The organism is Phormidium yuhuli AB48, from assembly GCF_023983615.1.
Classification (GTDB): domain Bacteria; phylum Cyanobacteriota; class Cyanobacteriia; order Cyanobacteriales; family Geitlerinemataceae; genus Sodalinema; species Sodalinema yuhuli.
Genome location: NZ_CP098611.1, coordinates 3,240,362 through 3,259,995, shown reverse-complemented (window position 1 = coordinate 3,259,995; position 19,634 = coordinate 3,240,362). Strand labels below are relative to the sequence as shown.

21 protein-coding genes are annotated in these 19,634 nt (G+C 53.4%); 7 read left to right on the top strand and 14 right to left on the bottom strand.

Features of this window, described 5'->3' with window-relative positions; all coding sequences use genetic code 11:
• Positions 1-47: 47 nt before the first annotated feature.
• From NEA10_RS13960 to NEA10_RS13950, 3 genes are read right to left on the bottom strand one after another with little or no spacing between them, the layout of a single operon-like run.
• A complete protein-coding gene (locus NEA10_RS13960) occupies positions 48-392 on the bottom strand; it encodes a nucleoside triphosphate pyrophosphohydrolase (protein WP_252661388.1) in 345 nt (114 codons plus the stop codon).
• On the bottom strand, positions 385-834 hold the full coding sequence (locus NEA10_RS13955; RefSeq protein ID WP_252661386.1) for a hypothetical protein: 450 nt from the start codon (positions 832-834) through the stop codon (positions 385-387). Before NEA10_RS13955 ends, NEA10_RS13960 begins: the two co-directional genes overlap by 8 nt.
• 23 nt (positions 835-857) lie before the next feature.
• Positions 858-1,262 carry an NIL domain-containing protein gene (locus tag NEA10_RS13950; RefSeq protein ID WP_252661384.1) on the bottom strand — a complete coding sequence of 135 codons (405 nt, stop codon included), beginning with the start codon at positions 1,260-1,262 and terminating at the stop codon, positions 858-860.
• Between the two features lie 85 nt (positions 1,263-1,347).
• Between NEA10_RS13950 and NEA10_RS13945 the strand changes: the two genes are divergently transcribed.
• A complete protein-coding gene (locus tag NEA10_RS13945) occupies positions 1,348-1,938 on the top strand; it encodes a thioredoxin family protein (protein WP_252661382.1) in 591 nt (196 codons plus the stop codon).
• Here NEA10_RS13945 and NEA10_RS13940 read toward each other — a convergent pair.
• The 5 genes from NEA10_RS13940 to NEA10_RS13920 form a co-directional block, all read right to left on the bottom strand.
• On the bottom strand, positions 1,935-2,732 hold the full coding sequence (locus NEA10_RS13940; RefSeq protein WP_252661381.1) for an SDR family NAD(P)-dependent oxidoreductase: 798 nt from the start codon (positions 2,730-2,732) through the stop codon (positions 1,935-1,937). The two genes, NEA10_RS13945 and NEA10_RS13940, sit on opposite strands and share 4 nt — an antisense overlap.
• A gap of 25 nt (positions 2,733-2,757) precedes the next feature.
• Entirely contained in the window at positions 2,758-3,177 is a 420-nt protein-coding gene (locus NEA10_RS13935; RefSeq protein WP_252661379.1) for a tetratricopeptide repeat protein, read from the bottom strand.
• A gap of 108 nt (positions 3,178-3,285) precedes the next feature.
• The gene (locus NEA10_RS13930; protein ID WP_068790228.1) at positions 3,286-3,639 is read right to left on the bottom strand and encodes a DUF1257 domain-containing protein; all 354 of its coding nucleotides are present in this window, start codon (positions 3,637-3,639) and stop codon (positions 3,286-3,288) included.
• Between the two features lie 140 nt (positions 3,640-3,779).
• Entirely contained in the window at positions 3,780-5,291 is a 1,512-nt protein-coding gene (gene ycf46, locus NEA10_RS13925) for a stress-responsive protein Ycf46 (protein WP_252661377.1), read from the bottom strand.
• An 81-nt stretch (positions 5,292-5,372) separates the two neighbouring features.
• Positions 5,373-5,714, bottom strand: coding sequence for a slr0373 family blue light stress response protein (locus tag NEA10_RS13920; RefSeq protein WP_252661369.1), 342 nt, complete (start codon positions 5,712-5,714; stop codon positions 5,373-5,375).
• A 272-nt stretch (positions 5,715-5,986) separates the two neighbouring features.
• On the opposite strand from NEA10_RS13920, the gene NEA10_RS13915 reads away from it, so the two are divergent.
• Positions 5,987-6,508 (top strand): Ycf51 family protein, encoded by a 522-nt coding sequence (locus tag NEA10_RS13915; RefSeq protein WP_252661367.1) that lies wholly within the window; start codon positions 5,987-5,989, stop codon positions 6,506-6,508.
• A gap of 87 nt (positions 6,509-6,595) precedes the next feature.
• Here NEA10_RS13915 and acsF read toward each other — a convergent pair whose 3' ends face one another.
• The gene (gene acsF / locus NEA10_RS13910) at positions 6,596-7,672 is read right to left on the bottom strand and encodes a magnesium-protoporphyrin IX monomethyl ester (oxidative) cyclase (protein WP_252661359.1); all 1,077 of its coding nucleotides are present in this window, start codon (positions 7,670-7,672) and stop codon (positions 6,596-6,598) included.
• 353 nt (positions 7,673-8,025) lie between these two features.
• Here acsF and NEA10_RS13905 point away from each other — a divergent pair, with 353 nt between their 5' ends.
• Positions 8,026-9,537, top strand: coding sequence for a protein kinase domain-containing protein (locus tag NEA10_RS13905; RefSeq protein WP_252661351.1), 1,512 nt, complete (start codon positions 8,026-8,028; stop codon positions 9,535-9,537).
• Positions 9,538-9,541: 4 nt separating this feature from the next.
• On the opposite strand, the gene NEA10_RS13900 is transcribed toward NEA10_RS13905, so the two are convergent.
• Both NEA10_RS13900 and NEA10_RS13895 read right to left on the bottom strand, forming a co-directional pair.
• Positions 9,542-10,348, bottom strand: coding sequence for an HAD-IIB family hydrolase (locus NEA10_RS13900; RefSeq protein WP_252661343.1), 807 nt, complete (start codon positions 10,346-10,348; stop codon positions 9,542-9,544).
• A gap of 20 nt (positions 10,349-10,368) precedes the next feature.
• Positions 10,369-10,626: a MoaD/ThiS family protein gene (locus tag NEA10_RS13895; RefSeq protein ID WP_252661341.1), complete on the bottom strand. Its 258-nt coding sequence runs from the start codon at positions 10,624-10,626 to the stop codon at positions 10,369-10,371.
• A gap of 87 nt (positions 10,627-10,713) precedes the next feature.
• On the opposite strand from NEA10_RS13895, the gene NEA10_RS13890 reads away from it, so the two are divergent.
• The 4 genes from NEA10_RS13890 to NEA10_RS13875 all read left to right on the top strand — a co-directional run bounded on the left by NEA10_RS13890 (position 10,714) and on the right by NEA10_RS13875 (position 12,600).
• Positions 10,714-11,286: a LexA family protein gene (locus NEA10_RS13890; protein ID WP_252661339.1), complete on the top strand. Its 573-nt coding sequence runs from the start codon at positions 10,714-10,716 to the stop codon at positions 11,284-11,286.
• A 118-nt stretch (positions 11,287-11,404) separates the two neighbouring features.
• Positions 11,405-11,665: a BolA family protein gene (locus tag NEA10_RS13885; RefSeq protein ID WP_252661337.1), complete on the top strand. Its 261-nt coding sequence runs from the start codon at positions 11,405-11,407 to the stop codon at positions 11,663-11,665.
• Between the two features lie 56 nt (positions 11,666-11,721).
• Positions 11,722-12,045, top strand: a complete 324-nt coding sequence (gene grxD / locus NEA10_RS13880) for a Grx4 family monothiol glutaredoxin (protein WP_252661335.1) — start codon at positions 11,722-11,724, stop codon at positions 12,043-12,045.
• 138 nt (positions 12,046-12,183) lie between these two features.
• Positions 12,184-12,600 carry a hypothetical protein gene (locus NEA10_RS13875; protein ID WP_252661334.1) on the top strand — a complete coding sequence of 139 codons (417 nt, stop codon included), beginning with the start codon at positions 12,184-12,186 and terminating at the stop codon, positions 12,598-12,600.
• Between the two features lie 178 nt (positions 12,601-12,778).
• On the opposite strand, the gene NEA10_RS20890 is transcribed toward NEA10_RS13875, so the two are convergent.
• The 3 genes from NEA10_RS20890 to NEA10_RS13860 all read right to left on the bottom strand — a co-directional run bounded on the left by NEA10_RS20890 (position 12,779) and on the right by NEA10_RS13860 (position 19,628).
• Complete coding sequence (locus tag NEA10_RS20890; RefSeq protein WP_258719062.1) at positions 12,779-12,904, bottom strand: hypothetical protein; 126 nt, start codon at positions 12,902-12,904, stop codon at positions 12,779-12,781.
• A gap of 101 nt (positions 12,905-13,005) precedes the next feature.
• The gene (locus tag NEA10_RS21015; RefSeq protein ID WP_309494206.1) at positions 13,006-18,267 is read right to left on the bottom strand and encodes an O-linked N-acetylglucosamine transferase family protein; all 5,262 of its coding nucleotides are present in this window, start codon (positions 18,265-18,267) and stop codon (positions 13,006-13,008) included.
• Between the two features lie 431 nt (positions 18,268-18,698).
• Entirely contained in the window at positions 18,699-19,628 is a 930-nt protein-coding gene (locus tag NEA10_RS13860) for a glycosyltransferase family 8 protein (RefSeq protein ID WP_252661331.1), read from the bottom strand.
• Between the last annotated feature and the right edge of the window lie 6 nt (positions 19,629-19,634).

The window sequence follows — 19,634 nt, the reverse complement described above, 5'->3', positions numbered from 1 at the left end:
GTCTAGGGCTATAGATATTGATGGCGACAGGGCGGATTAGGTTCAGATTAGCGATCGCCTTCCCCGCCGACGCGCAACAGCCGAATCTGCTGTGCGAAGCCACCTCGTTCTTGCTGACGCTGCTGTTGTCGCTGCTTGAGGCTCTCGGGAGAGATTTCATAGCTGCTTAGAAGTGCGTCGATGACTTCTTGGAGATCCGCTAGTTCGCTGAGGAGATGGTCGTCCTGGGCCTGGGCGGCTTCTTGGGCTTCTTCGATGAGTTTGTCTCGCAGGGCCTGGCGATAGTCTTCTGGATTGAGATATTCGATTTGGCACGGCTTCCCGGAGTTTTTGATGATTTCGGGGATGCGATCGCGCACCAGTTTCTGGGGGAATACTTCAAGGTTATCCATAAATAATAAAGTATGACAAACTGCCCAGTCCTAATCCTAAAAGTGCGGTCATTAAAATCAAGAAGAGGGCTTGCATATCGGTTAACCCCATAATGGTGGCATCGAGGCGATAGAGTAAGCCGGCGGAGAGTAATAGTACGATATGGGAGAACAGGGAAACTTCGGTTAGCAGGATGACGGCCACAAAGGCCGCTATCATGGCGCTGACGAAGCCCCGTAAACTGGAGCTAAACCAGCGGGTACAAATGTTACGAATCACAGACCAGGGTGAGGCTAGGGCTTCGGCGAGGCCCAGGGTCATCAGTAGCATCAGCAGCCAGAGATGCCCGGAGGCCGGCTGAGCTTGGAGTAACCAGCCGAGGTTAATGTACACCAGGAGGAAGAGGGTGAATGAGAGCCAGGAGCGGGTTTTGACGGTTGAGAGCAGATGTAAGGGGCCCATCCTTGGTTGGGGATTAGGAGTGGTTAAAGATTCGTGGAAATGGCTTGTACGGGACAGGTTGCGATGCACTGTTCACAGACGATACAGCGCGATCGCGTGAAATACAGTTCAAAGCTTTCTGGATGCAGGGATAGGGCTTGGGTGGGACAAACGCCGGTACAGAGACCGCAGTCGACGCAGATGGTTTCGTCAATTTCGATTTCTCCACTGGCGACAGCGACGGAAATATTCTGGCCCCGCATCCAGTCGATGGCTTCTTGGATTTCATCGATGTCTCCTAATAGTTCTAGCACCAGTTTGCCGATTTGGTTGGGGGCGACTTGGGCGCGAATGATGTTGGAGGCGATGTTGAAGTCTTTGGCTAAGCGGTAGGTGACGGGCATTTGCACCGATTGGCGGGGGAAGGTGAGGGTGACACGCTTTTTCATGGAAACTCGGCTTTCAAGGGCGATCGCCCACGGGGGGCTTTACACTATAAGTAACGTGTTGTTGTCAGGTTTTACGAAAGAACTCATGGCTGAGAAACCATTGGATACATCTGTCTCGTCGTCAGAGGCGACGGTTGTGACGCGAGTCCGTAATTTGATTGTGGTTACGGTGGCAGCGGTTCTGAGTGTTTTAATTGTCCTGGCTTTTCAGACTCAGGGGACAACGGCCTCTCTATCTAGCTTAGCGAAGACTTCGCTGCCTTTGGAGGAGGCCCTGGAGAATGGTCAACCCAGTTTTGTGGAGTTTTATGCGGATTGGTGTACCAGTTGCCAGGCTATGGCGGGGGATATGGCGGCGTTACGGGAGGAGTATGGCGATCGCGTGAATTTTGTGATGCTGAATGTGGATAACAGCAAGTGGCTGCCGGAAATGGGCCGCTATGAGGTGGATGGGATTCCCCATTTTGTTTTTTTGAATCCCCAAGGGGAGGCGGTGGCCCAAACGATTGGTGAACAACCCCGGACGGTGGTGGCGGCGAATCTGGAGGCCCTGGTGGCGGGCCGCTCACTTCCCTATCGCCGTCAGGCGGGACGCAGGTCGGAGGTGACCTCTGGGCCGGTTACGGGGTCTCAGGGAGATGATCCTCGTCGTCATGGGGCCCAGGTTCAGGATTAGTCTGGGGTCTGGGATTTGGGCCGGAATTGCTCGCCGATGACTTGGGCGATGGTGTCTCGGGGTAAGAGACGGGGAATGCTGGTAATGAGATGGTTGGCCCAGCCCCCGACAACGGCACTGCCACTCTGACGTTTCATGGCTTTGAGGGCTTCGCTGACGACAGACTCGACGGAGGCTAGTTCGGGGGCGCTGTTGGCCAACTCGGTTTTAGGAAATCCAGCGACGTCGTTGAAGGCGGTGGCGGTGGGGCCGGGGCAGATGGCCATGACTTTTAGGCCCAGGTCTTTATTTTCTGCCCAGAGGGCTTCGCTGAAGCTGAGGACAAAGGCTTTAGTGGCGGCGTATAGGGCCAGGTAGGGGATGGGTTGGAAGCCGCCAATGGACCCGATGTTGAGGATGGTTCCTGATTGGCGCGATCGCATGGGTTGGAGAAATTGATAGGTGAGGTCGGTGAGGGCGCTGATGTTCAGTTGCACCATCCCTAGGAGTTTCTGGCGATCGCCCTCGGCAAAGTCGCCATAGTCTCCATAGCCGGCATTGTTGATGAGTAGGTCAATCTGAAGCTGGCGATCGCAGGTCTGTTGATATAACTGGCTGGGGGCTTCGGGGTCTGTTAAATCCAGGGGAATGACTTCGACGTCGATGCTATGACGTTGGCGCAGGTCAGCGGCTAGGGTCTCTAAGGGGGCTTGCGATCGCGCCGTCAGGACGAGGTCATAGCCTTGGGGGGCGAGTTGGCGGGCAAATTCTGCTCCAATTCCTGAGGAGGCACCGGTAATTAAGGCTCTGGGCATGGTTGGCTCGATTAAATCGCTGGTATTAGGAGCTTTGGGCCAGTTTACGGGCTTTTAGGGCCTCTAACTGTTCTTGGATTTGGGCTAACCCCTCGGGGCGATCGGCTTCGGCGTACTCCTGACTGGCTTTGAGAAGATTCTCGACGGCTTTGTCGTCTTGCCGCAGGTTGGCAAAGGCCAGTCCTCGGTTGTGATAGGCTTCCGCAGACTTGGGGTGCGATCGCAACTCCCGCTCAAAGGCGGCGATGGCGGCGGCATAGTGACCCTGTTCAAAGGCCTCACAGCCTGCTTGGAAGGCTTCTGCCCCGGGGGGCTGCGAGGGGACAGGATTGGGAAATAAGACCGCCTGACTGCCGCTGCCCACATAGGCCCAGACCATCACCCCCATTCCCCCAAGGGCGATCGCCAACAGCAGGAAAAAACCGAAAAATTGCTGAATTTCCACGTGAGTTTTCTGAATCCCTCAACATATCTTAACAAAAAATGGGCCAGAAAAAACGGGCTAACCCGTTAGACTCAGGTTAACCCGCAAGATTGGGAACGCGCAGCGATTTTACTTTTGAACCATCAGCTTAACGTTCGCGTTTTGCAGACCCGGACGGCGGACTTCAGCCAAGGTCTTGTTAACCGCGTACTTCTGATTGATGGAGTTGATCAGTTCAGTCTGATTATGTTTCTTAGCAACACCCCAGAGGTCAGCGATGAGGTCAAAGGAGCCGTCGCCATTGCGAGACCAGCCCAAATCGTACTCGCCTTCAAGAACCGCCACTAGGTCGGCGCGAACACGTTGACCGTTGTAACCGCGCACATCCGCTTCGGTTTTGACATTGATGCCGAGATCACGCAGGGAAGATTTTAAAACTTCTGCATCGGTGATTTTGGTGCGCAGGGTGCTAAAGTGAGACATGAGAGTTTCCTCCGTGTGGAACTTGGTTTAGAACAACGTGGTTGGTTTAGGTAAATGACACTTGCGTGTCGTCTGAACAGCTAACCGGTTGGGCTAGCCTCTCCCCCCCGAAGGATGAGTTCGGGGGGAAAGCTTTGTGACTACGACTCCATGCGCTGATAGTCAGCCATAGCAGCCGCAGCTGGACGCGCCCGCTGTCTTGCCCAATCTCGTAGCGCGGTGACCTGTTCGGTCATGGTCTTGGACAGCGGTAGCGTGGATTTCACGGCGGCGATAATGTCGAGCTGGGTGAACTCACGATCTTGGGCGAAGGCCTCATACATCGCGGCGATGGTGGCTTGCTCGATTTCTGCCCCCGAAAATCCGTCCGAAACTTTAGCGAGTTGCTCCAAGTCAAAGCGGCTGATGTCTTGGCGTCGCTTCAACAGATGGATGCGGTAAATTTCTTGGCGCTCCTGGGTGGTGGGGAGGTCCACGAAGAAGATTTCATCGAAACGCCCTTTGCGGAGGAACTCTCCAGGGAGGCGTTCGACCCGGTTGGCGGTGGCCATGACGAAGACGGGAGAGGTTTTCTCCTGCATCCAGGTCAGGAAGGAGCCAAAGATACGGCTAGAGGTGCCTCCGTCTGAGTCCCCGGAACCGGCACCCCCGGCGAAGGCTTTATCTAGCTCGTCGATAAAGAGGATGGCTGGGGAGATGGACTCGGCGGTTTTTAGGGCGTTACGCAGGTTAGCTTCGGAACGCCCCACCATGGAGCCGTCATAGACGCGACCGAGGTCTAAACGGAGCAGGGGAAGTCCCCAGAGGCGGGCCGTGGTCTTGGCAATCATGGATTTGCCGCAACCGGGAACCCCCAGAATTAACATGCCTTTGGGTTGGGGTAAGCCATATTCCCGAGCCTTCTCGGTGAAGGCGTTGGAGCGTTGATAGAGCCAGCGTTTCAGCTCTTCGAGTCCGCCAACGGAGTCGATGGTCTCATCCTCGTCAATGTATTCTAAGATGCCATTGCGGCGGATGAGTTGTTTTTTCTCCGACAGAACAATGTCGACTTCGGCTTCCGTTAGCCGGTCTGCGGTGACCTGGGCTTTGCGGTAAACCTTTTCCGCTTCATCTTTGGTGAGTCCCAAGGCGGCTTTGAGCAGTTTCTCACGGGCTTCGGTGCTGATGCGCTTACTGCGCGAGTCGGCTAGCTGTCGTGAGAGGACTCGGTTGAGTTCCTTGAGGTCGGGAAGCGGGAAGTCCAGAACGACCACCTCTTTCTCCAATTCGATGGGCACGTTTTGTACCGGAGACATGAGGATAATGGTCTTGTCTGTGCCTCGGAAGTAGGCGATCGCATCCCGAATGGCCCGGGTCACGTTGGGATTGTCGAGGAACGGATGTAAATCTTTGAAGATATAAATTCCGGGTTCCTTGTGACGAACGACCCAATCTAATGCCGCTTCTGGAGACAAGGTATTGTGAGGATTGGCTCCGCCCGTTTGGCTGTAGTCCATTAAGCCCTTGGTTGACGTCCAGGTAAAGACCCGACGCTGGGGTTTAACAGACTGGGCAATCACCTCGACCGCCTGTTCAGATCGCTCCTCCTCAAAGGTCACGAGGTATATTAAAGGGTATTGAGCTTGGATAAGAATGTTTAGCTCTTCTTTCATAACCATCGACCGGAGTGAACGGAGCAAATAAAGATCAGGGACGTCAAGGTAAATTCCTGACAGTGAAACGTGGGGATGTCTTTAGCAGGTGACTAAGTCTTCTTCTGACTCAGAGGATTGCTCAAGACCGGCGTTGACTTGTCCAACCAAATCGCCTTCGGTTGCTTCAGAACTTGGTCCGACAGCAACTAACTCTCCCTCTCGGATCACTGTCTGCGTTTCGCAACTGGGACAGCTATACACCTGATGGGTATGGCCGGAAACAGCGTCGAAGCTGTCCACCACTTCAGGATGTTCGAGAAAAAATACGAGTGCCTTTTGAGCTAGGGCTGACATGGGTTCCCCGTCAACCGCCGCTCGAATTTTGAGTTTGCGGTGCAGTTCTGACGATAGATATAAGGTTACTTTCTGTTTGTCTTGCATGTGATTTCGGGTTGTTCGACCCAGGTATGTTCAACACTCTAAAGACTTTCTCCGGGACTGTCAAGACAGATTGCTGGTTTAACGTCAAAACTGTAATATTCCGTTACAAAAGCTAGGGGGTGATGGGATGGGTTTTGGGGTTAGAGTCCTTACGGTGAGGGGGGATTGAGGGCGATCGCCCTGACGGGCATTGCCGGTCGTTTTACCGTAATCTGGGTAATGTATCGCCGTTAACGGTCTGTTGTTAACGGGTTCACCTTTAGCGGATATCTATGATGTATTGCCAACTCTCGTTAGCCTTTTTAACCCCTGCGGACTTTCTCCAGGCTACTCTGTGGTCTTTGGGGACAACGGCCGCCTTTGGTCTGCTGGCTCTGCTGGCGTTTCTCTTGCAATGGGGCGTTCGCTTCCGATTTGTGGGAATCACGGGCTTTATGGCAGTTTTGACGGTGGGGTTGTTCTCCCTCAGTCTCTTTCCTATTACGACGACCTTGGTTCCGGGGTCTGTTCCTTATAGTGTTGTCTATGATAATGGGGGCGGACAGGTGGTGATTAAACTGCCCAATGATATTAATGAGAGCCAACTGGAAGCGACCCTACGCCAAGCCGCCATTAACCAGTTTTCTCCTGGACGGTTGGGGCAAAATCTCCTGATTCGTGGACGAGTGCTCTTGCACCCTGAGGAGGATGTCACGGAACCCCTCTTTATTGGACAAGTGACGCGATCGCAGTCTGATGCTGATGAAAATGACTTTAACATCGAGATTAACCGTGAGGCTCTGGCTCGCCTTTAAAATAAGACTCAGAACCTGACTACAGGAGACCCCCCCAGGAGATGATTCTCCTGAGGGGGTCGGTTTGTGATATGAGGAAGTTCAGCCTTAGCGGACGATTTCGCGGCTGGCTTCCATGTCGATGGGTTTCATCAGATAGAGGTTGAGGAACTGAACGCCATTGTTGGCCAGGAGGGGCAGTTTCTTGAAGAACTTAACCACACCTGGGGCGTTGGAGTCGTCAATCTCCCGCAGTTTCTCGTTGTTGGCGACACAGCGATCGAGGCGACCATAGAACTGAGGATTGTTGACATCTAGTTTAATGGGGAAGACTCGGGCTGCGGTTTCGTTGGTCTTCTCAATCACTTCGATGTCATACTCCCGTGCATCGAGACCAATGGTTTTGTAGAACCCAGACCGTTGTAGGTCGTTGAGGTACATGGTGGCGAAGACGGACAGGAGGAAGAAGCGACTCCAGAGGCGCGCTTTCCAGTCGTTGAGGTATTGGGGTTGGGCCCGCATGATGGCATCGAAGAAGTCGCCATGACGGTTTTCATCCTGACACCAGTTCTCGAAGAAGCGGAAAATTGGATAAATCCGGTCTTCGGGATGCTGTTCTAGATGGCGATAAATGGTGATATAACGCCAGTAGCCAATTTTCTCGGAGAGATAGGTGGCGTAGAAGATGAATTTGGGTTTGAAAAAGGTGTATTTTTTGCTTTTGGTCAGGAAGCCGAGGTCTAACTGGAGGTTGAAGTCAGACATGGCTTTGTTGAGGAAGCCGGCGTGACGGGCTTCGTCACGGGACATGAGGTTGAAGCACTCCGCTAAGACTGGGCTGCGGTCTTTGAGACGCCGCCCTAGTTCTTTGTAGAGTAGGAATCCTGAAAATTCGGCGGTGCAGGAGCGTTCTAGGAATTCGATGAACAGCCGGCGCTCTTCTCCGCTAATTTTGTCCCAAGACTGGTTGAATTCCTCGTCCCGAACAAAATGATGACGATTGTAGTCAACTCGGAACTCTTCTAGGATGGCTTGGAGTTCGTCTTCGTTGACGGAGATGTCCATGTTGGCCATCTCTTCAAAGTCGGTGGTATAGAACCGAGGGGTGAGAATGGTGTCTTTGGCGGGGGATTTGACCCCAGGACGGATCTCATCGGCGACGGGTCGTTGAACGGAATCTACCATAGGATTTTTTTACTCGTTTCCTATCACTGCGATCGGGGGCTGGCTTGGATTCAGTCCCTCGCTCCAGTGAGTTGTCTGGGCGAAGGGGGTATGAATGACGAATCGGCTAGCGAACTTACGCCGACGTTACGATTGGTTCTCAGTTTACCAATCTATGAGGGAGAGGATGCTGGAATTTCGTTAAAAGTTATAACAATCTGCAACATTACGTTACAAAACAGGGTGCAAAACAGGGTGCAAAACAGGGAGGCGGGAAATTTGTCACAATGGGTCAAGGGCAGTCTGCCCCGAACGCGCATCCTAGAAATGGTCTCTCGGCTTACCACTCCTCTTTGACGTTTTCTGTGCCAGCAATGACGTTTTGCCTTAACCCGGATTGTCCTCAACCTCAAAATAGCCGCAATGCCTCAATTTGCGCCACTTGCGGGTCTCCGCTCTTGGTGGGCGATCGCTATCGTCCTCTGCGGGCGATTGGGACTGGGGGGTTTGGTCGTACGTTTTTGGGGGTGGATGAGTATAAACCCTCGAAACCTCCTTGTGTGATTAAACAGTTTAATCCTCGGGAACAGGGAACCCAAAACCGCGATCGCGCGGCGGACTTGTTCCTGCAGGAAGCCAACCGCCTGGATGAGTTGGGAAGCCATCCCCAAATTCCCCATCTGTTGGCCCATTTTCAATGGAATCAGCACCAGTATCTGATTCAGGAGTTTATTAATGGCTCGAATCTGGAGGAAGAGCTGGAGATGAGTGGCTGTTTGAGTGATGATGAGATTCGGCAATTGCTACGGGATTTGCTGCCAGTCCTCCAGTTTGTCCATGATCATAAGGTGATTCACCGGGATGTTAAACCGGCGAACCTGATTCGCAGCCAGAATGGACAGCTATATTTGGTGGATTTCGGAGCTTCTAAGTTGGCGACGGCGGCAAATTTGGCTCTAACGGGAACTCGGATTGGTTCGGCGGGCTATGCGGCGCCGGAACAGGCGATGGGGAAGGGGACGTTTGCCAGTGATATTTATAGTCTGGGGGTCACCTGTATTCATCTGTTAACGGGAATTTCTCCCTTTGATTTGTATGACAGTAATGATGGTAAGTTGCGTTGGCAAGATTATTTGGATCAGGGACGACGTGTTGATCCTCATTTGATTAAGGTGTTGGACAAGATGGTGGAAACTGCTACGGGCCGACGCTATCGCTCTCCGGCGGCGATCCTTTCTGATCTCAATCATCCTCGCCCGAGATATCGACCGGAAGGAGCGGTTCCGTCTGTGGCGTCGGTGACGACTGATTCTCCTGGGCCGAGTCGTCCGCTGTTTCAGGAGGGGGACTCGGGGAGTGCTCTGTCTAAGGTGGAGTCTACCCCGGCCTATGAGGCACGAGTTCGGACGAGCTATTTTTTATGGTTGGTTGCTTTTTTGCTGGGGTCTGGGTTTCGTCCTCTGAAGGGGTTACACCGGTTTTATAATGGCAAAATCTTTACGGGGTTTTTATGGATGATTCCGGTGATTGGCGATATTGGGGGGTTTGTGGATTTGTTCCTGATTCCTGAGATGGCTCAGGAGCGGGAGGAGGAGATTCGCGCTCGTATGGGGGTGTCGAGTTCTGGGGTTCCGATGATGCCTCATACGTCGGTGACTCAGGTGTGGACGCCTGCGAGCCAGGATGAGCAGGTGATGACGTTGCTTAAGGAGGCTGAACGCAAGGGGGGTCAGTTGACGGTGACTCAGGCGGTGATGGCGACGGGGTTATCGTTTGATAAGGCGGAACGGTTGTTGATGGAGTTGGCGAAGACGGGATATGTGGAGGTGGATAATGATGTGTCGACGGGGGCGGTGGTCTATCGCTTTCGGGAGTTGTCGTCGTAGGGGGTTAGGGGGCAAGCCAGGGGGCGATCGCAGCGGCCCAGCCTCGGGCGCCAGCGTGGGGGGCAATTTGGGCGTCGAGATGTTGGAGGCCGGGGTGAATGAGTCCTTTGTTGTTGGGGATGATGATGGGGACTTCGACGGCTTCTAGCAGGTCGAGGTCGTTGGGACTGTTGCCGAGACCGAGGATGGGTTGGGGAGGGGGGCTGTGGTGGAACTGTTGGAGGAGCCAGCGGACGGCGGTGCCTTTGCTGGCTTGGGGGCCGATGAGATGGGAGAAGCGATCGCCGACGACGATGCGAAATCCGAGGTCGCTGACGGCCTGTTGGATGGTTTGATGGGGGCGATCGCGAGGGGTGATGAAGGGTTCGCTGAAGTCCCGGGTTTGGGCCTGTTGGGCGGCGTGGGGGGCGAGGCCGGTGAGGGCGGTGAGTTGGGGGACGGTCAGGTCGCCGAAGCCTTGTAGGGTCAGGTCTAGGTGTTGGCTGAGCTGGCTGAGGGCGGAGCGGGCTTGGGGGTAGGAACAGCCAAATTGTTTGAGGCGATAGCCTTGCTGGGGCTGGGTGTCGCTGAGGTCGAAGCGTTCATCGTCGGGATGGATGAAGACGCCACTGCCGTTTTCGACGATGAAGGGGCCTTGTAGGTGTAGGTCTTTGAGGAGGGGTTCGACTTCGGCTCGTGTTTTGCTGGTGACGGGAATGATGGGGATGTTCTGGTGTTGGAGGAGGGTGAGGGTGGGGATGGCTTCGTCACAGCGATAGTCATGGCTATTGAGAAGGGTTCCGTCGAGATCGGTGAAAACAACTGGGGTCATGGTATTGGGGGAGGTGGGGATTAGCCCCCGCTGACGGGGGGGATGAGGACGACTTCGTCGCCGTCTTGGAGGGGGGTGTCGGGGTCGACGAAGTCTAGGTTACGGCCAAAGCGGGTGCGATCGCCCCAGGGGGCAAGGTGGGGGTGCTCTTGGAGACAGCGGTCTAGGACGGTGGAAATGGGGCTGTTGGGGGGAAGCTGCCAGATGAGTTCGTCGGTTTGATAGGCTTCTTGGTAGGCGGCAAAGAGTTTGAGGGTGATGGTGATGGAGTGGGTCATGGGGATGGGATGGGATGCCAAGGGGAACAGAGGCCCCCTATAATTTGGATGAATGTACTGACAGGGTAAGTCCTGAAGGAATAGGTTATGGGTCGTGGAGGTCGGCGGGTGGGGGCAGGTCGTCCCCCGGGAACGGGAAAATATGGGGAGCCGACGAAGGCGGTGCGCCTACCGGTTCGCTTGGCGGAACACCTCTCGGAGGTGTTGGCGACTTGGGGGCGATCGCCGTTGGAGGATATTGTGCCACACTTGCAGCGGTTGCGCCGGGAGTCTGAGGGGGCGGCGGGTTTACCGCTGTATTCTCGGGCTTTGGCGGCTGGGGAGTTGGCCGATGAGGAGATGGGGCCGGAGCTGGATTTGAATGGGTATCTGGCGCCTCACCGGGACTCGAGTTTTTGTGTGCAGGCTCGGGGGGAGTCGATGAGGGTGGCGGGGATTCAGGAGCAGGATTTGTTGGTGGTGGATACCCTGCCGGACCCCCAGGATGGGGATTTGGTGATGGCGGTGGTGGAGGGGGAGTTGCTGGTGAGACGTCTCCAGAGTCAGGGCGATCGCCTCTGTTTGCTCTCGGATAATTCTCAGGAGGCGCCCTTGGTTCTGAGTTCGGAGCGGGAGTTTTATCTGTTGGGGGTGGTGACCCATGCCATTCATGCCTTTTGAGGGACGGCGTTGGGGCGATGGGCTAAAAAAACTGCGGCGATCCTGCTTCTGGTACGACAATTCCTTTAGAATGTTCTATAGAAGTTTGAAAATTCCTAAAGAATTGTAAGGAGTAGGCATGGTTAGCCTCGATCGCGTCGCGGACATTATCCGAACTGAACTCGGGGATGCTGAAGTTCAGGTTCGGGATCTCACCGGGGGCGGAGATCATCTCGAAGCCTTGGTGGTGTCGCCGAAGTTTGACGGTCTCTCGTTGGTGCAACAGCATCAGTTGGTCTATGGGGCCTTACGCAGCGAATTGGCATCCGAAGCCATCCATGCTCTGGCCCTTAAAACCTATACCCCAGAGAAATGGGCAGCGGCGAGCCAGGTCAGTTAGGGATTTTTCCCCCGAGTTTGACGATTTTTTTAAGACCATCATTCAGTTATACGATTATGACTCCAGAAGTTCAACAACGAATCGACAACCTGGTAAAACAGCATAAGGTGCTGGTTTTCATGAAGGGCAATAAATTAATGCCTCAGTGCGGGTTCTCCAATAATGTGGTCCAGATGCTCAATAGTCTGGGGGTTCCCTATGAAACCGTGGATGTGTTAGAGGATTTTGAGATTCGCCAAGGGATTAAGGAGTATTCCAACTGGCCGACGATTCCTCAACTCTATGTGGATGGTCAGTTTGTGGGTGGCTCGGATATTGCCATTGAACTCTATCAAAATGGCGAACTTCAGCAGATGGTGGAGGTGGCTTTAGCCACCTAGGCTGGGCGACGATGACGGTTTTGCTAAGGCCCTCCCGGTTTTGGGGAGGGCTTTCGCATTTTTGTCAAGGGTTAAAGCTCGTATTTGTGTTAAGATTTGTGTTATAATGGGTCAGAACTTGATAATTTTCTAATCCCTATGATGTTTTCCAGCCTAGCGGCCCTACCGAGTTACACGGTTGTTATCATTAGCTGTATTTTTGCTGTGCTCTGCGGCATTGTTTTTAAAGATATTTTGGAATATCAATTTTCCCAATGGAAGGCGAAGGGAAATCCCTCGGAGATTCATTATAAGACGGCAAATTTGAAGGTGGCGTATCTGTTAACTTCGTTATTTGCCACCCTTTGCGTCTGTACCAGTTTATCGACGTTTGATGTTCCGCCCCTATTTGCCTATCCTCTGGGAGCGATTGTGGTCATTCCCACGGCGATTTTAGTGTGGGTGCAGTTGGATTCGATGCTGTCCCTGGCAGCTCGGGATGGGATTGATTCGATTCGGATTGATGTGGAGATGAGCGAGCGTGAGGCTTTCCAGGCGAATAAAAACAACTCCTAAGAGGGAGGGGCAAAATTTCCGCATTAAACGCACCTTCCAGAAACCCGGTGTCTCCAAAGACACCGAGTTTCTCAGCCCCCGCAGACTCGCCCCACACAGCACTTAGGAACCCCGGCGTTCTCTTAAAATGCTATAAAATGCGTTTTTCAGGATATTCAGGTGTTAAATTCACCCCGAATTATTCGGTATCAATCTCCTCCCACATCTGCTCCAAGGGGATTCGTTTTCCTGACCTTGCCTCCTGCAATGCTCGTCTTAAACTCCCTTTAATCTCCTCCACTGGAGTATCTTCAAACACTTTCATTCCATTACCTCAAGTATCACGCCAATCTTAGCAAATTGTTCAGCTCCAAAATCCAGAAACCGGGTGTCTCCGAAGACACTCGGTTTCTCAACCCCCACAGACTAACCCTTCACCAAAAAGACTCGCTCGTAATCGCCAATTAACCAACTGGGCAGTAATCCATGGGCGCTACTTAGGCGTAATTGGTCCGAGGGACAGAGCAACATCGCTGCCAAGAAACATTGCAGCGATTTGGGACGATTCATCCCTTGGGATAACTCTCCACGTAACTGCTCAAATAACGATTGTTCCGCTGCGGTTCGTGCTAATCCTCGTAAGCCACAGGTCATGAGACGGCGTTGCACGTCACCCATGGGCCCGGCATAGGCTGCCGACAACTGCTCTGCTGGTAAACTGAGCCAGTATTGACATAACTGCTGCCGCGCCTGGCGTAATAATAGCAACGCTGCTCCATCCTGGGGATTGGCCTGCAACCGCTCTATCAAGGTCGCCACTTGTTGCCCAAATTCAGGACTGGGAGGCTGGACTGAGGGCTGCTGCTGCACTTTGCCCTCAAAGACGGCTTCGTAATCGGGCAATAACCAGGCGGGAAGCCGCGTTGCTGCGTCCTGGACTCGTAATTGGTCCGTGGGATAGTACAACATCGCCCCCATGAGGGCATTCAAGGACTGGGGTTCCGTTAACCCCGCCCCCTTCTGGGTTAATTCCTGACGATAGGCCTGTTCCTCTGGGGTTAGGGACTGCTTCTGGAAGCCACTGGTGAGCAGAATCCGATAGCCTCGTCCTAGGTCTTCATAGTAAATTCGCTCTAACTCCCCTTGGGGTAGGGTGAGCCAGTGGTCGACAAACTGACGGCGAATCTGCTGCAATTCGCTGATGACGGTGGCATCGTTGGGGTCGATTTGATAGAGATTTACCGTTCCCAAGAGGCGATTGAGGAAATTGGCACTGGCGACGGGATAGTCCGGGAGGGGAACGGTGGGGGTGGCGGTGGCTTGGGGGGGCGGGAATTGCTCGCTGGAGACGGGTTTGGGAACACCGTCGGCGGGGAGGGCCGCTTCAAAGACCGCTTGATAGTCGCCATAGAGCCAGTCGGGGAGGCGGCTGGGGTCCTGGATTTTCATGGTTCCTGGGGGGAAGTAGAGGAATAGCCCCATCATGGCGTTGACTTCCTGATGGTGGCGGTTTTTCCAGGCTTCTGAGAGTTTGTCGCGGGTTTGCACTTCGATGTCGGCGAGGGGCTGTTTCTGGAAACCACTGCGTAGGAGTTGTTTGTAGACTCGACCCAATTCACCCTGGTACTCGACGGCGATTCTCTCTAAGGGCTGACTGGCTAGGGTGAGAATCAGTTGGTGGCGCAGGTTCCGCAGTTTGAGGATGATGTCGGGGTTGCTGGGGTCTGCCTGGTACTGGTTGAGGACTTCTTGTAGATTCTGGAGTAATGCTGAGGAGATGGATTCTGGAGGGGCAGTGGTTCCCATGATGGGGGGTTGGGGGGTTGGAGGGGCGGGGATGGGGTCGGGGTCGGAGGTTGGCTCAGTCTCGAAGACGGCGGCGTAGTCGGGGTAGAGCCAGTCTGGGAGACGGGTTTGGGCATCCCGCACTTTCATTTCGTCGGCGGGGTAGTAGAGCATGGCCCCCATGAGGGCATTGAGGGCCTGGGGTTGCTTTAGTCCGGCGCCTTGTTCCGTTAATTGTTGGCGATACTGCTGTTCCTCGGGGGTCAGGGGTTCCCGTTGCAGGTTACTTTTTAAGATTGCTTTAAATGCCTTGCCAATTTCGCTGTTGTATGCTAGTGGGAGTTGGTCGCTGGGGAGGCTGAGCCAGTGGTCGACCAGTTGCCGCCGCAGTTGCCGCAATTCTTCGATGATGGGCTGTTCTGTGGGGTCGATGTAGTAGATGTTGCAACAGCCGATGGTGCGGTTGATGAAGGCTTGGCTGCTGGGATGGTCGTCGTTGCTGGGGGGGCGGTCTCCTTGGACGAGGTCTTGCAGCAGTTGGCCGATTTTCTGGCTGAAGGCGCGACTGTCTAGGAAGGGGGGGGTTTGGGCCATGGCGGTTTGGAGTTGTTGCTGTTTGGCTTGTCGCCATTGGGGATTTTGGGCGAGTTGGACGGCCAGGTCGAGATAGTGGTCGTCGCTTTGGGCGATGAGGTCGGGCAGGCCCAGTTCCCGCAGCAGGGCGGCGGATTGGCGGAAGCGCAGTTCTGACCCTTCTCGGGCGACGATGGGCAGTCCCACTCGCAGGGGGTCGAGGACGGAGGCGGCGCCGGAGTAGGGGAAGGAGTCGAGATAGATGTCCGCTTGTTGTAGGGCCAGGCGCACGTCGGCGCGGTTGGGGAGGGTTTTGATGAGCAGCAGTCGCTGAGGGTCGACGTTGTGGCGTTGGAGGGCCTGCTGCATCTGTTGGAAGAAGGGGGTCTCCAGTTGGGGATGGCGCCCCCAGTTGGGGCCGAAGGGGTAGAGGACGAGGATGGAGTTGGGGAGGCGGGCTAGGAGTTTGGCCCAGGTGTCCCGCAGTTCGGGGTTGATTTTGCGGAAGTTGGCGCCGGAGATGAAGACGGTGGTGTCGGGGGGGAGTCCCCAGTCGGCGCGGTTGAGGTTGATGCTGGGTTGGTCGTGGTCGGGGGGGAATTGGAAGCAGAGTCCGGACCCCTCGATGGTGACGAGGCGTTCGCTGTACTGGCTGGGGTCGGTGGCGGTGAGGGAGCCGCCAATGTAGAGGTCGAGGTTCCGCATCCCGGTGGTGGTGGGGGCGGAGAGGCCGGTGCTTTGGATGCGGGCGAGGCGATGGAGGCTGAGGAGGGTGAGGGGGTAGGAGCGGGCGGTGATGTTGGTGCCGATGAGGAGGACGTCCAGGTCGTCTTGGCGCACTCGTTGGGCCATGGCGCTGAGGTTGTCGGCGGGGAGGACGGTGAAGTGGTCGGCCCGTTGGCGACAGTAGTCTTCGTGGGGATGGCCGGTTTGTTGCAGGGCGTAGAGGTGGATTTGGAATTGGCGGCGGTCGAGGTGTTCGAAGGCGGGGATGGTGGTGAAGGTTTCGGCGGAGGGGAGGTAGTTGAGGCAGAGGATGCCGAAGCGGATGGGGCGATTCTCGGGACGGGGGGGGAAGTGATGGTCGAGTTGGCAGCCTTGTTGGTCCAGGTACTGTTCTAGGATGGCGGCTCGGGTTTGTTGGAGGGCCCGTTGGTCTTGGTCGCTGAAGCAGAGGGGGGTGAGGTTGGCGAGGTTGGCGAAGGCTTTGGCCAGGAGTTGGCTGGCGGGACTGTTGGGCTGTTGTTGCAGTTTTTGCTGGAGGTACTGGGTCCAGTTGTGGAAGTAGTGGTGGTATTGGTTGACTTCTCCCAGGTCTTGGAAGAGGCGGGGAGACTCGAAGAGGTAGGTGAGGTAGAGTTCGGTCATCCAGTTGGGGATGGGGGCGTTTTGGTACTGGATGTTGAATTGGTGGGGGTAGCCGTAGAGGGTGGCGCAGAGCAGGGCTTGCTGGGCGCCGGGGGTTTGTAGGCCTTGGCTGAGGGTTTGGCTGAGTTGGGCGATGGTCTGGCGGTCTTCGGGGCTGCGGGGTTCGTTTTTGAGGCCGCTTTGCCAGAGGGCTTTGTGGAGTTGCCCGAGTTGACCGTTGAAGTGGGTTTCGAGTTGGTCGTTGGGCAGGTTGAGCCACTGTTGGGTCAGCTGGCGGCGGAGTTGGCGCAGTTGGTTGCGGCTGTTGGGGTCGTTGGGGATCTGTTGGTAGGTTTGGAAGAGTTGGGTGAGGTCTTGGGGGCTGAGGGGTTGGGGCTGTTGGGGACTGGGCATGGGTTGAGAGGCCGGTTGGGTTCGGTAAACGACGGGGTCTTGGGAGTCTTGGCTGAAGGAGTGGGCTTGCAGGATGGGTTGCAGTTGTGCTTGCTCGTCGGGGGAGAGACGTTCACATCCGTTTTTGACGAGGATGAAGGCGTTGAGTTGGAAGCGCCGAGATAGCTCCTGAATTTCGGGGAGAGGTGTGGTCTCGATGTTGAAGACGGCAAAGCGAAAGGTTCCTGGCTCTAACTGGTTCAGTTCATGAGTCAGGCGCTTGGCATCAATAGGCTGAATATACTGGAGTACATCACGGTTTTCAAGGATTTGACGGGACTGTAGGAGGGATTCGTTGGGGCTGTGACCGATGTCTTGAAGCCAGTACAGGGTTAGCCGGGATAAATCAGCCGCGTCACCCATGAGTTCGGGGGGAGTGTTTGGGTCAAAAATTCCAACGGTTTTGGGAATGACCCGATGTTTCTCTTGGATATACTCGTGAATGGATAGGCGATGCCGGTATGCTGGCTGGGATGGCTGTTTGGGGTGTTGATAGGAGGAACGGCGGTCGATGGGATACTGGTAAATGGGATGGGGTGTTTGCTGATTGATGAAGTTTAAGAGTTCTTTGACTTTGAGTTCTGGACGGTGTTTGTCTAGGAATAACTGATGTCCGGCTTTGGCGATATCAAAGGCTGCTGCGGGGTTGTGGAGGAAGTATTTTATTTTATCTTCTAAGTCGTCTTTATTTTGATAGGTGACCAGATGCTTACCGTCTTCGAATAAGTGGTGGAATCCGGATTGATGTCGGAGGTTATCAGTTAAGAGGAATCCTCCACTGGCCAGGACTTCTAGGTTTCTCAGGTTGATATCATCATTCAAGCTAACATTGAGGTTGATTTGAGAGTTGGCGTAGATTTCTGCGGCTTTAGGTTGCGAGGTTTGAAAGATTTGCAGGGGTAAGCCAGCGGCTATGACTTGTTGGAGCATATAGCGGCGGTAGGGATGATATTTCCCGACTTGACCGACGAAGGATAGGGGATGAGTATGCTCTGGCTTGGGGGCTTTAATGTGAGGATAAATACTAAAATTGGGTAACCAAAAGAGATTTTTTAAGCCTGATTCTTTGAAAAAGTGAAAATGGCGATATACATGTTCGAGTATAATAATGTCGAATGGTTCATGATGGGCATAGTCGATTAGCGTCCGTAACGGTTTGTACATGTGGTGTGTGTCACCAATGAGCAAGATTTTGGGGCAGTTTGCGACTTTTAAGTTGACGGGAAAATTGAGTCCCGCCGCATCAGTCCGAACTAGGAGTAGTTCTGGGGATTGATGACTCGGGATTTGGGAGAGGATGGGAGCAATATCATAAATTTTATTGGGGGTGCTTAGGGTCTTGATGCGACCATTTGCCGAGGTGTTTTTAAAAAAGCTGCCGCAGAGAATTTCCTGTTTGGAAAGAATCGTGGGTCGATGGAAGTAGCCGATGGGCTGGTAGAAGACGGCGGCATTAAAAGATGGGTAATCATAGGTTGGCAGTGGTGGCTCGGAGATGGCCATGGCTGAGGGGAACTGAGGGTTAGGCATTGCCGAGAAGGATAGACAGTGTTATGTGAGTATAATGTGACTTAAATGGGGAAAGTCCATTATTTAGGTCACGCAAAAACACCCACAGATGGGTGTAGGGGAATCCAGTTGCAGATCCTACCACGGGGCCGGACGACTCAGGTTAAGTCCAGGTTCCCATGGGTGGCTCTTACTCCCAGTGTGTTTAAGCAGGTTTTAGGATAGTTTTTCCACATAATAGAATGGTAGGCATGACGAGAACCACTCACTCTACCCCAATTTATACCATTTTTCGATATGCCTGCCAGACATCTGACACCGAGAGGGCGACCACAAGGGTTCGCCCCTACAGCTATCTATGGCACGACTTTTAAAAAATGGTATTAAAAACTTGGATGTAATATCATGATAATAAATTACAGGATACTAATTACGTTCACTGTGATAATTGATCACAAGACTACAACTGATTTTTGCTTGTCGAAATCCTGTTCTACCCTCTGTAAGTAAGGATAATAAGGGCCAGCCAGAGGATGCACGCAATTTTTAACCCAGGGCTTACAATGTGGCATTGTATAATGAAGTATTTTAGGTGCATATTGTGCTAATCTTGTGTCCAACTGCTCTTGTGCCATACGAGCGTTAGGCATAAACACCGAAGATTGAGCATTCCATTCTAATCCAATCTCTTTTACTTGACCTTTCCAGACTAAATTCAAAGGATCTTGGTCGTAACATTCTAATGTAGAAGGATCCTCTTGGACTGCTGTAACAGCTTCCTTGAATGCTTTTTGCGCAATATTGTGCTGTTTCCATTGTCCAATATCAATTACCATCACACCCGCATTGAAATATGGAGTTTCGGGATGATGTTGTTGGAAAGCCCTTGGAAATTTGTGGACTTTCCATTGACGATATTTAAAACGTGGAAACCCTAAATCTCGTGCAGCTAGTGTATGATGATTTTCCAAAGAGATTTTCCAAAGGTCTAAAATGTTGCCAAGTACGAGAGTGTCTGAATCCAAAAAAATAATTTTTCCTACTTCTTCATCAACTAAGTTACACACATCAATACGAATATAGGTTGCTAGTTTGTTGAGTTGTTTAGGGAGTGAGCCAAACCGTTCTTCTAAATATAAACCGGGAGGAGAAATCCAATTAATTTCCAAATTTGTGGGGGACATAGATTGCAAGCAAGACTCAATACAGAATTTGCTTTTTTCTGTAATTCCACAATCAAGAGTAGAGAATTTTATGGTTACTTCGCTAGACAATTCCAGGTTGTATAGAATAGACAAAAAGGTAACACATAAGTACTTAGAGTAGGCTTCATCAGCAAGAGATACAATATGAACAACATCAGAATCTTGGGGTCTCATCATCTAAGT

Bases quoted from the DNA above. Each gene is read 5' to 3' on its own strand.
- NEA10_RS13940 (WP_252661381.1), bottom strand. From the start codon at position 2,732: ATGCCCAGAGCCTTAATTACCGGTGCCTCCTCAGGAATTGGAGCAGAA.
- NEA10_RS21015 (WP_309494206.1), bottom strand. From the start codon at position 18,267: ATGCCTAACCCTCAGTTCCCCTCAGCCATGGCCATCTCCGAGCCACCA.
- NEA10_RS13915 (WP_252661367.1), top strand. From the start codon at position 5,987: ATGATGTATTGCCAACTCTCGTTAGCCTTTTTAACCCCTGCGGACTTT.
- NEA10_RS13955 (WP_252661386.1), bottom strand. From the start codon at position 834: ATGGGCCCCTTACATCTGCTCTCAACCGTCAAAACCCGCTCCTGGCTC.
- NEA10_RS13860 (WP_252661331.1), bottom strand. From the start codon at position 19,628: ATGATGAGACCCCAAGATTCTGATGTTGTTCATATTGTATCTCTTGCT.
- NEA10_RS13895 (WP_252661341.1), bottom strand. From the start codon at position 10,626: ATGACCCACTCCATCACCATCACCCTCAAACTCTTTGCCGCCTACCAA.
- NEA10_RS20890 (WP_258719062.1), bottom strand. From the start codon at position 12,904: ATGAAAGTGTTTGAAGATACTCCAGTGGAGGAGATTAAAGGGAGTTTA.
- NEA10_RS13890 (WP_252661339.1), top strand. From the start codon at position 10,714: ATGGGTCGTGGAGGTCGGCGGGTGGGGGCAGGTCGTCCCCCGGGAACG.
- NEA10_RS13885 (WP_252661337.1), top strand. From the start codon at position 11,405: ATGGTTAGCCTCGATCGCGTCGCGGACATTATCCGAACTGAACTCGGG.
- NEA10_RS13875 (WP_252661334.1), top strand. From the start codon at position 12,184: ATGATGTTTTCCAGCCTAGCGGCCCTACCGAGTTACACGGTTGTTATC.
- NEA10_RS13905 (WP_252661351.1), top strand. From the start codon at position 8,026: ATGACGTTTTGCCTTAACCCGGATTGTCCTCAACCTCAAAATAGCCGC.
- NEA10_RS13945 (WP_252661382.1), top strand. From the start codon at position 1,348: ATGGCTGAGAAACCATTGGATACATCTGTCTCGTCGTCAGAGGCGACG.
- NEA10_RS13960 (WP_252661388.1), bottom strand. From the start codon at position 392: ATGGATAACCTTGAAGTATTCCCCCAGAAACTGGTGCGCGATCGCATC.
- NEA10_RS13900 (WP_252661343.1), bottom strand. From the start codon at position 10,348: ATGACCCCAGTTGTTTTCACCGATCTCGACGGAACCCTTCTCAATAGC.
- NEA10_RS13920 (WP_252661369.1), bottom strand. From the start codon at position 5,714: ATGCAAGACAAACAGAAAGTAACCTTATATCTATCGTCAGAACTGCAC.
- acsF (WP_252661359.1), bottom strand. From the start codon at position 7,672: ATGGTAGATTCCGTTCAACGACCCGTCGCCGATGAGATCCGTCCTGGG.
- NEA10_RS13930 (WP_068790228.1), bottom strand. From the start codon at position 3,639: ATGTCTCACTTTAGCACCCTGCGCACCAAAATCACCGATGCAGAAGTT.
- NEA10_RS13950 (WP_252661384.1), bottom strand. From the start codon at position 1,262: ATGAAAAAGCGTGTCACCCTCACCTTCCCCCGCCAATCGGTGCAAATG.
- grxD (WP_252661335.1), top strand. From the start codon at position 11,722: ATGACTCCAGAAGTTCAACAACGAATCGACAACCTGGTAAAACAGCAT.
- ycf46 (WP_252661377.1), bottom strand. From the start codon at position 5,291: ATGAAAGAAGAGCTAAACATTCTTATCCAAGCTCAATACCCTTTAATA.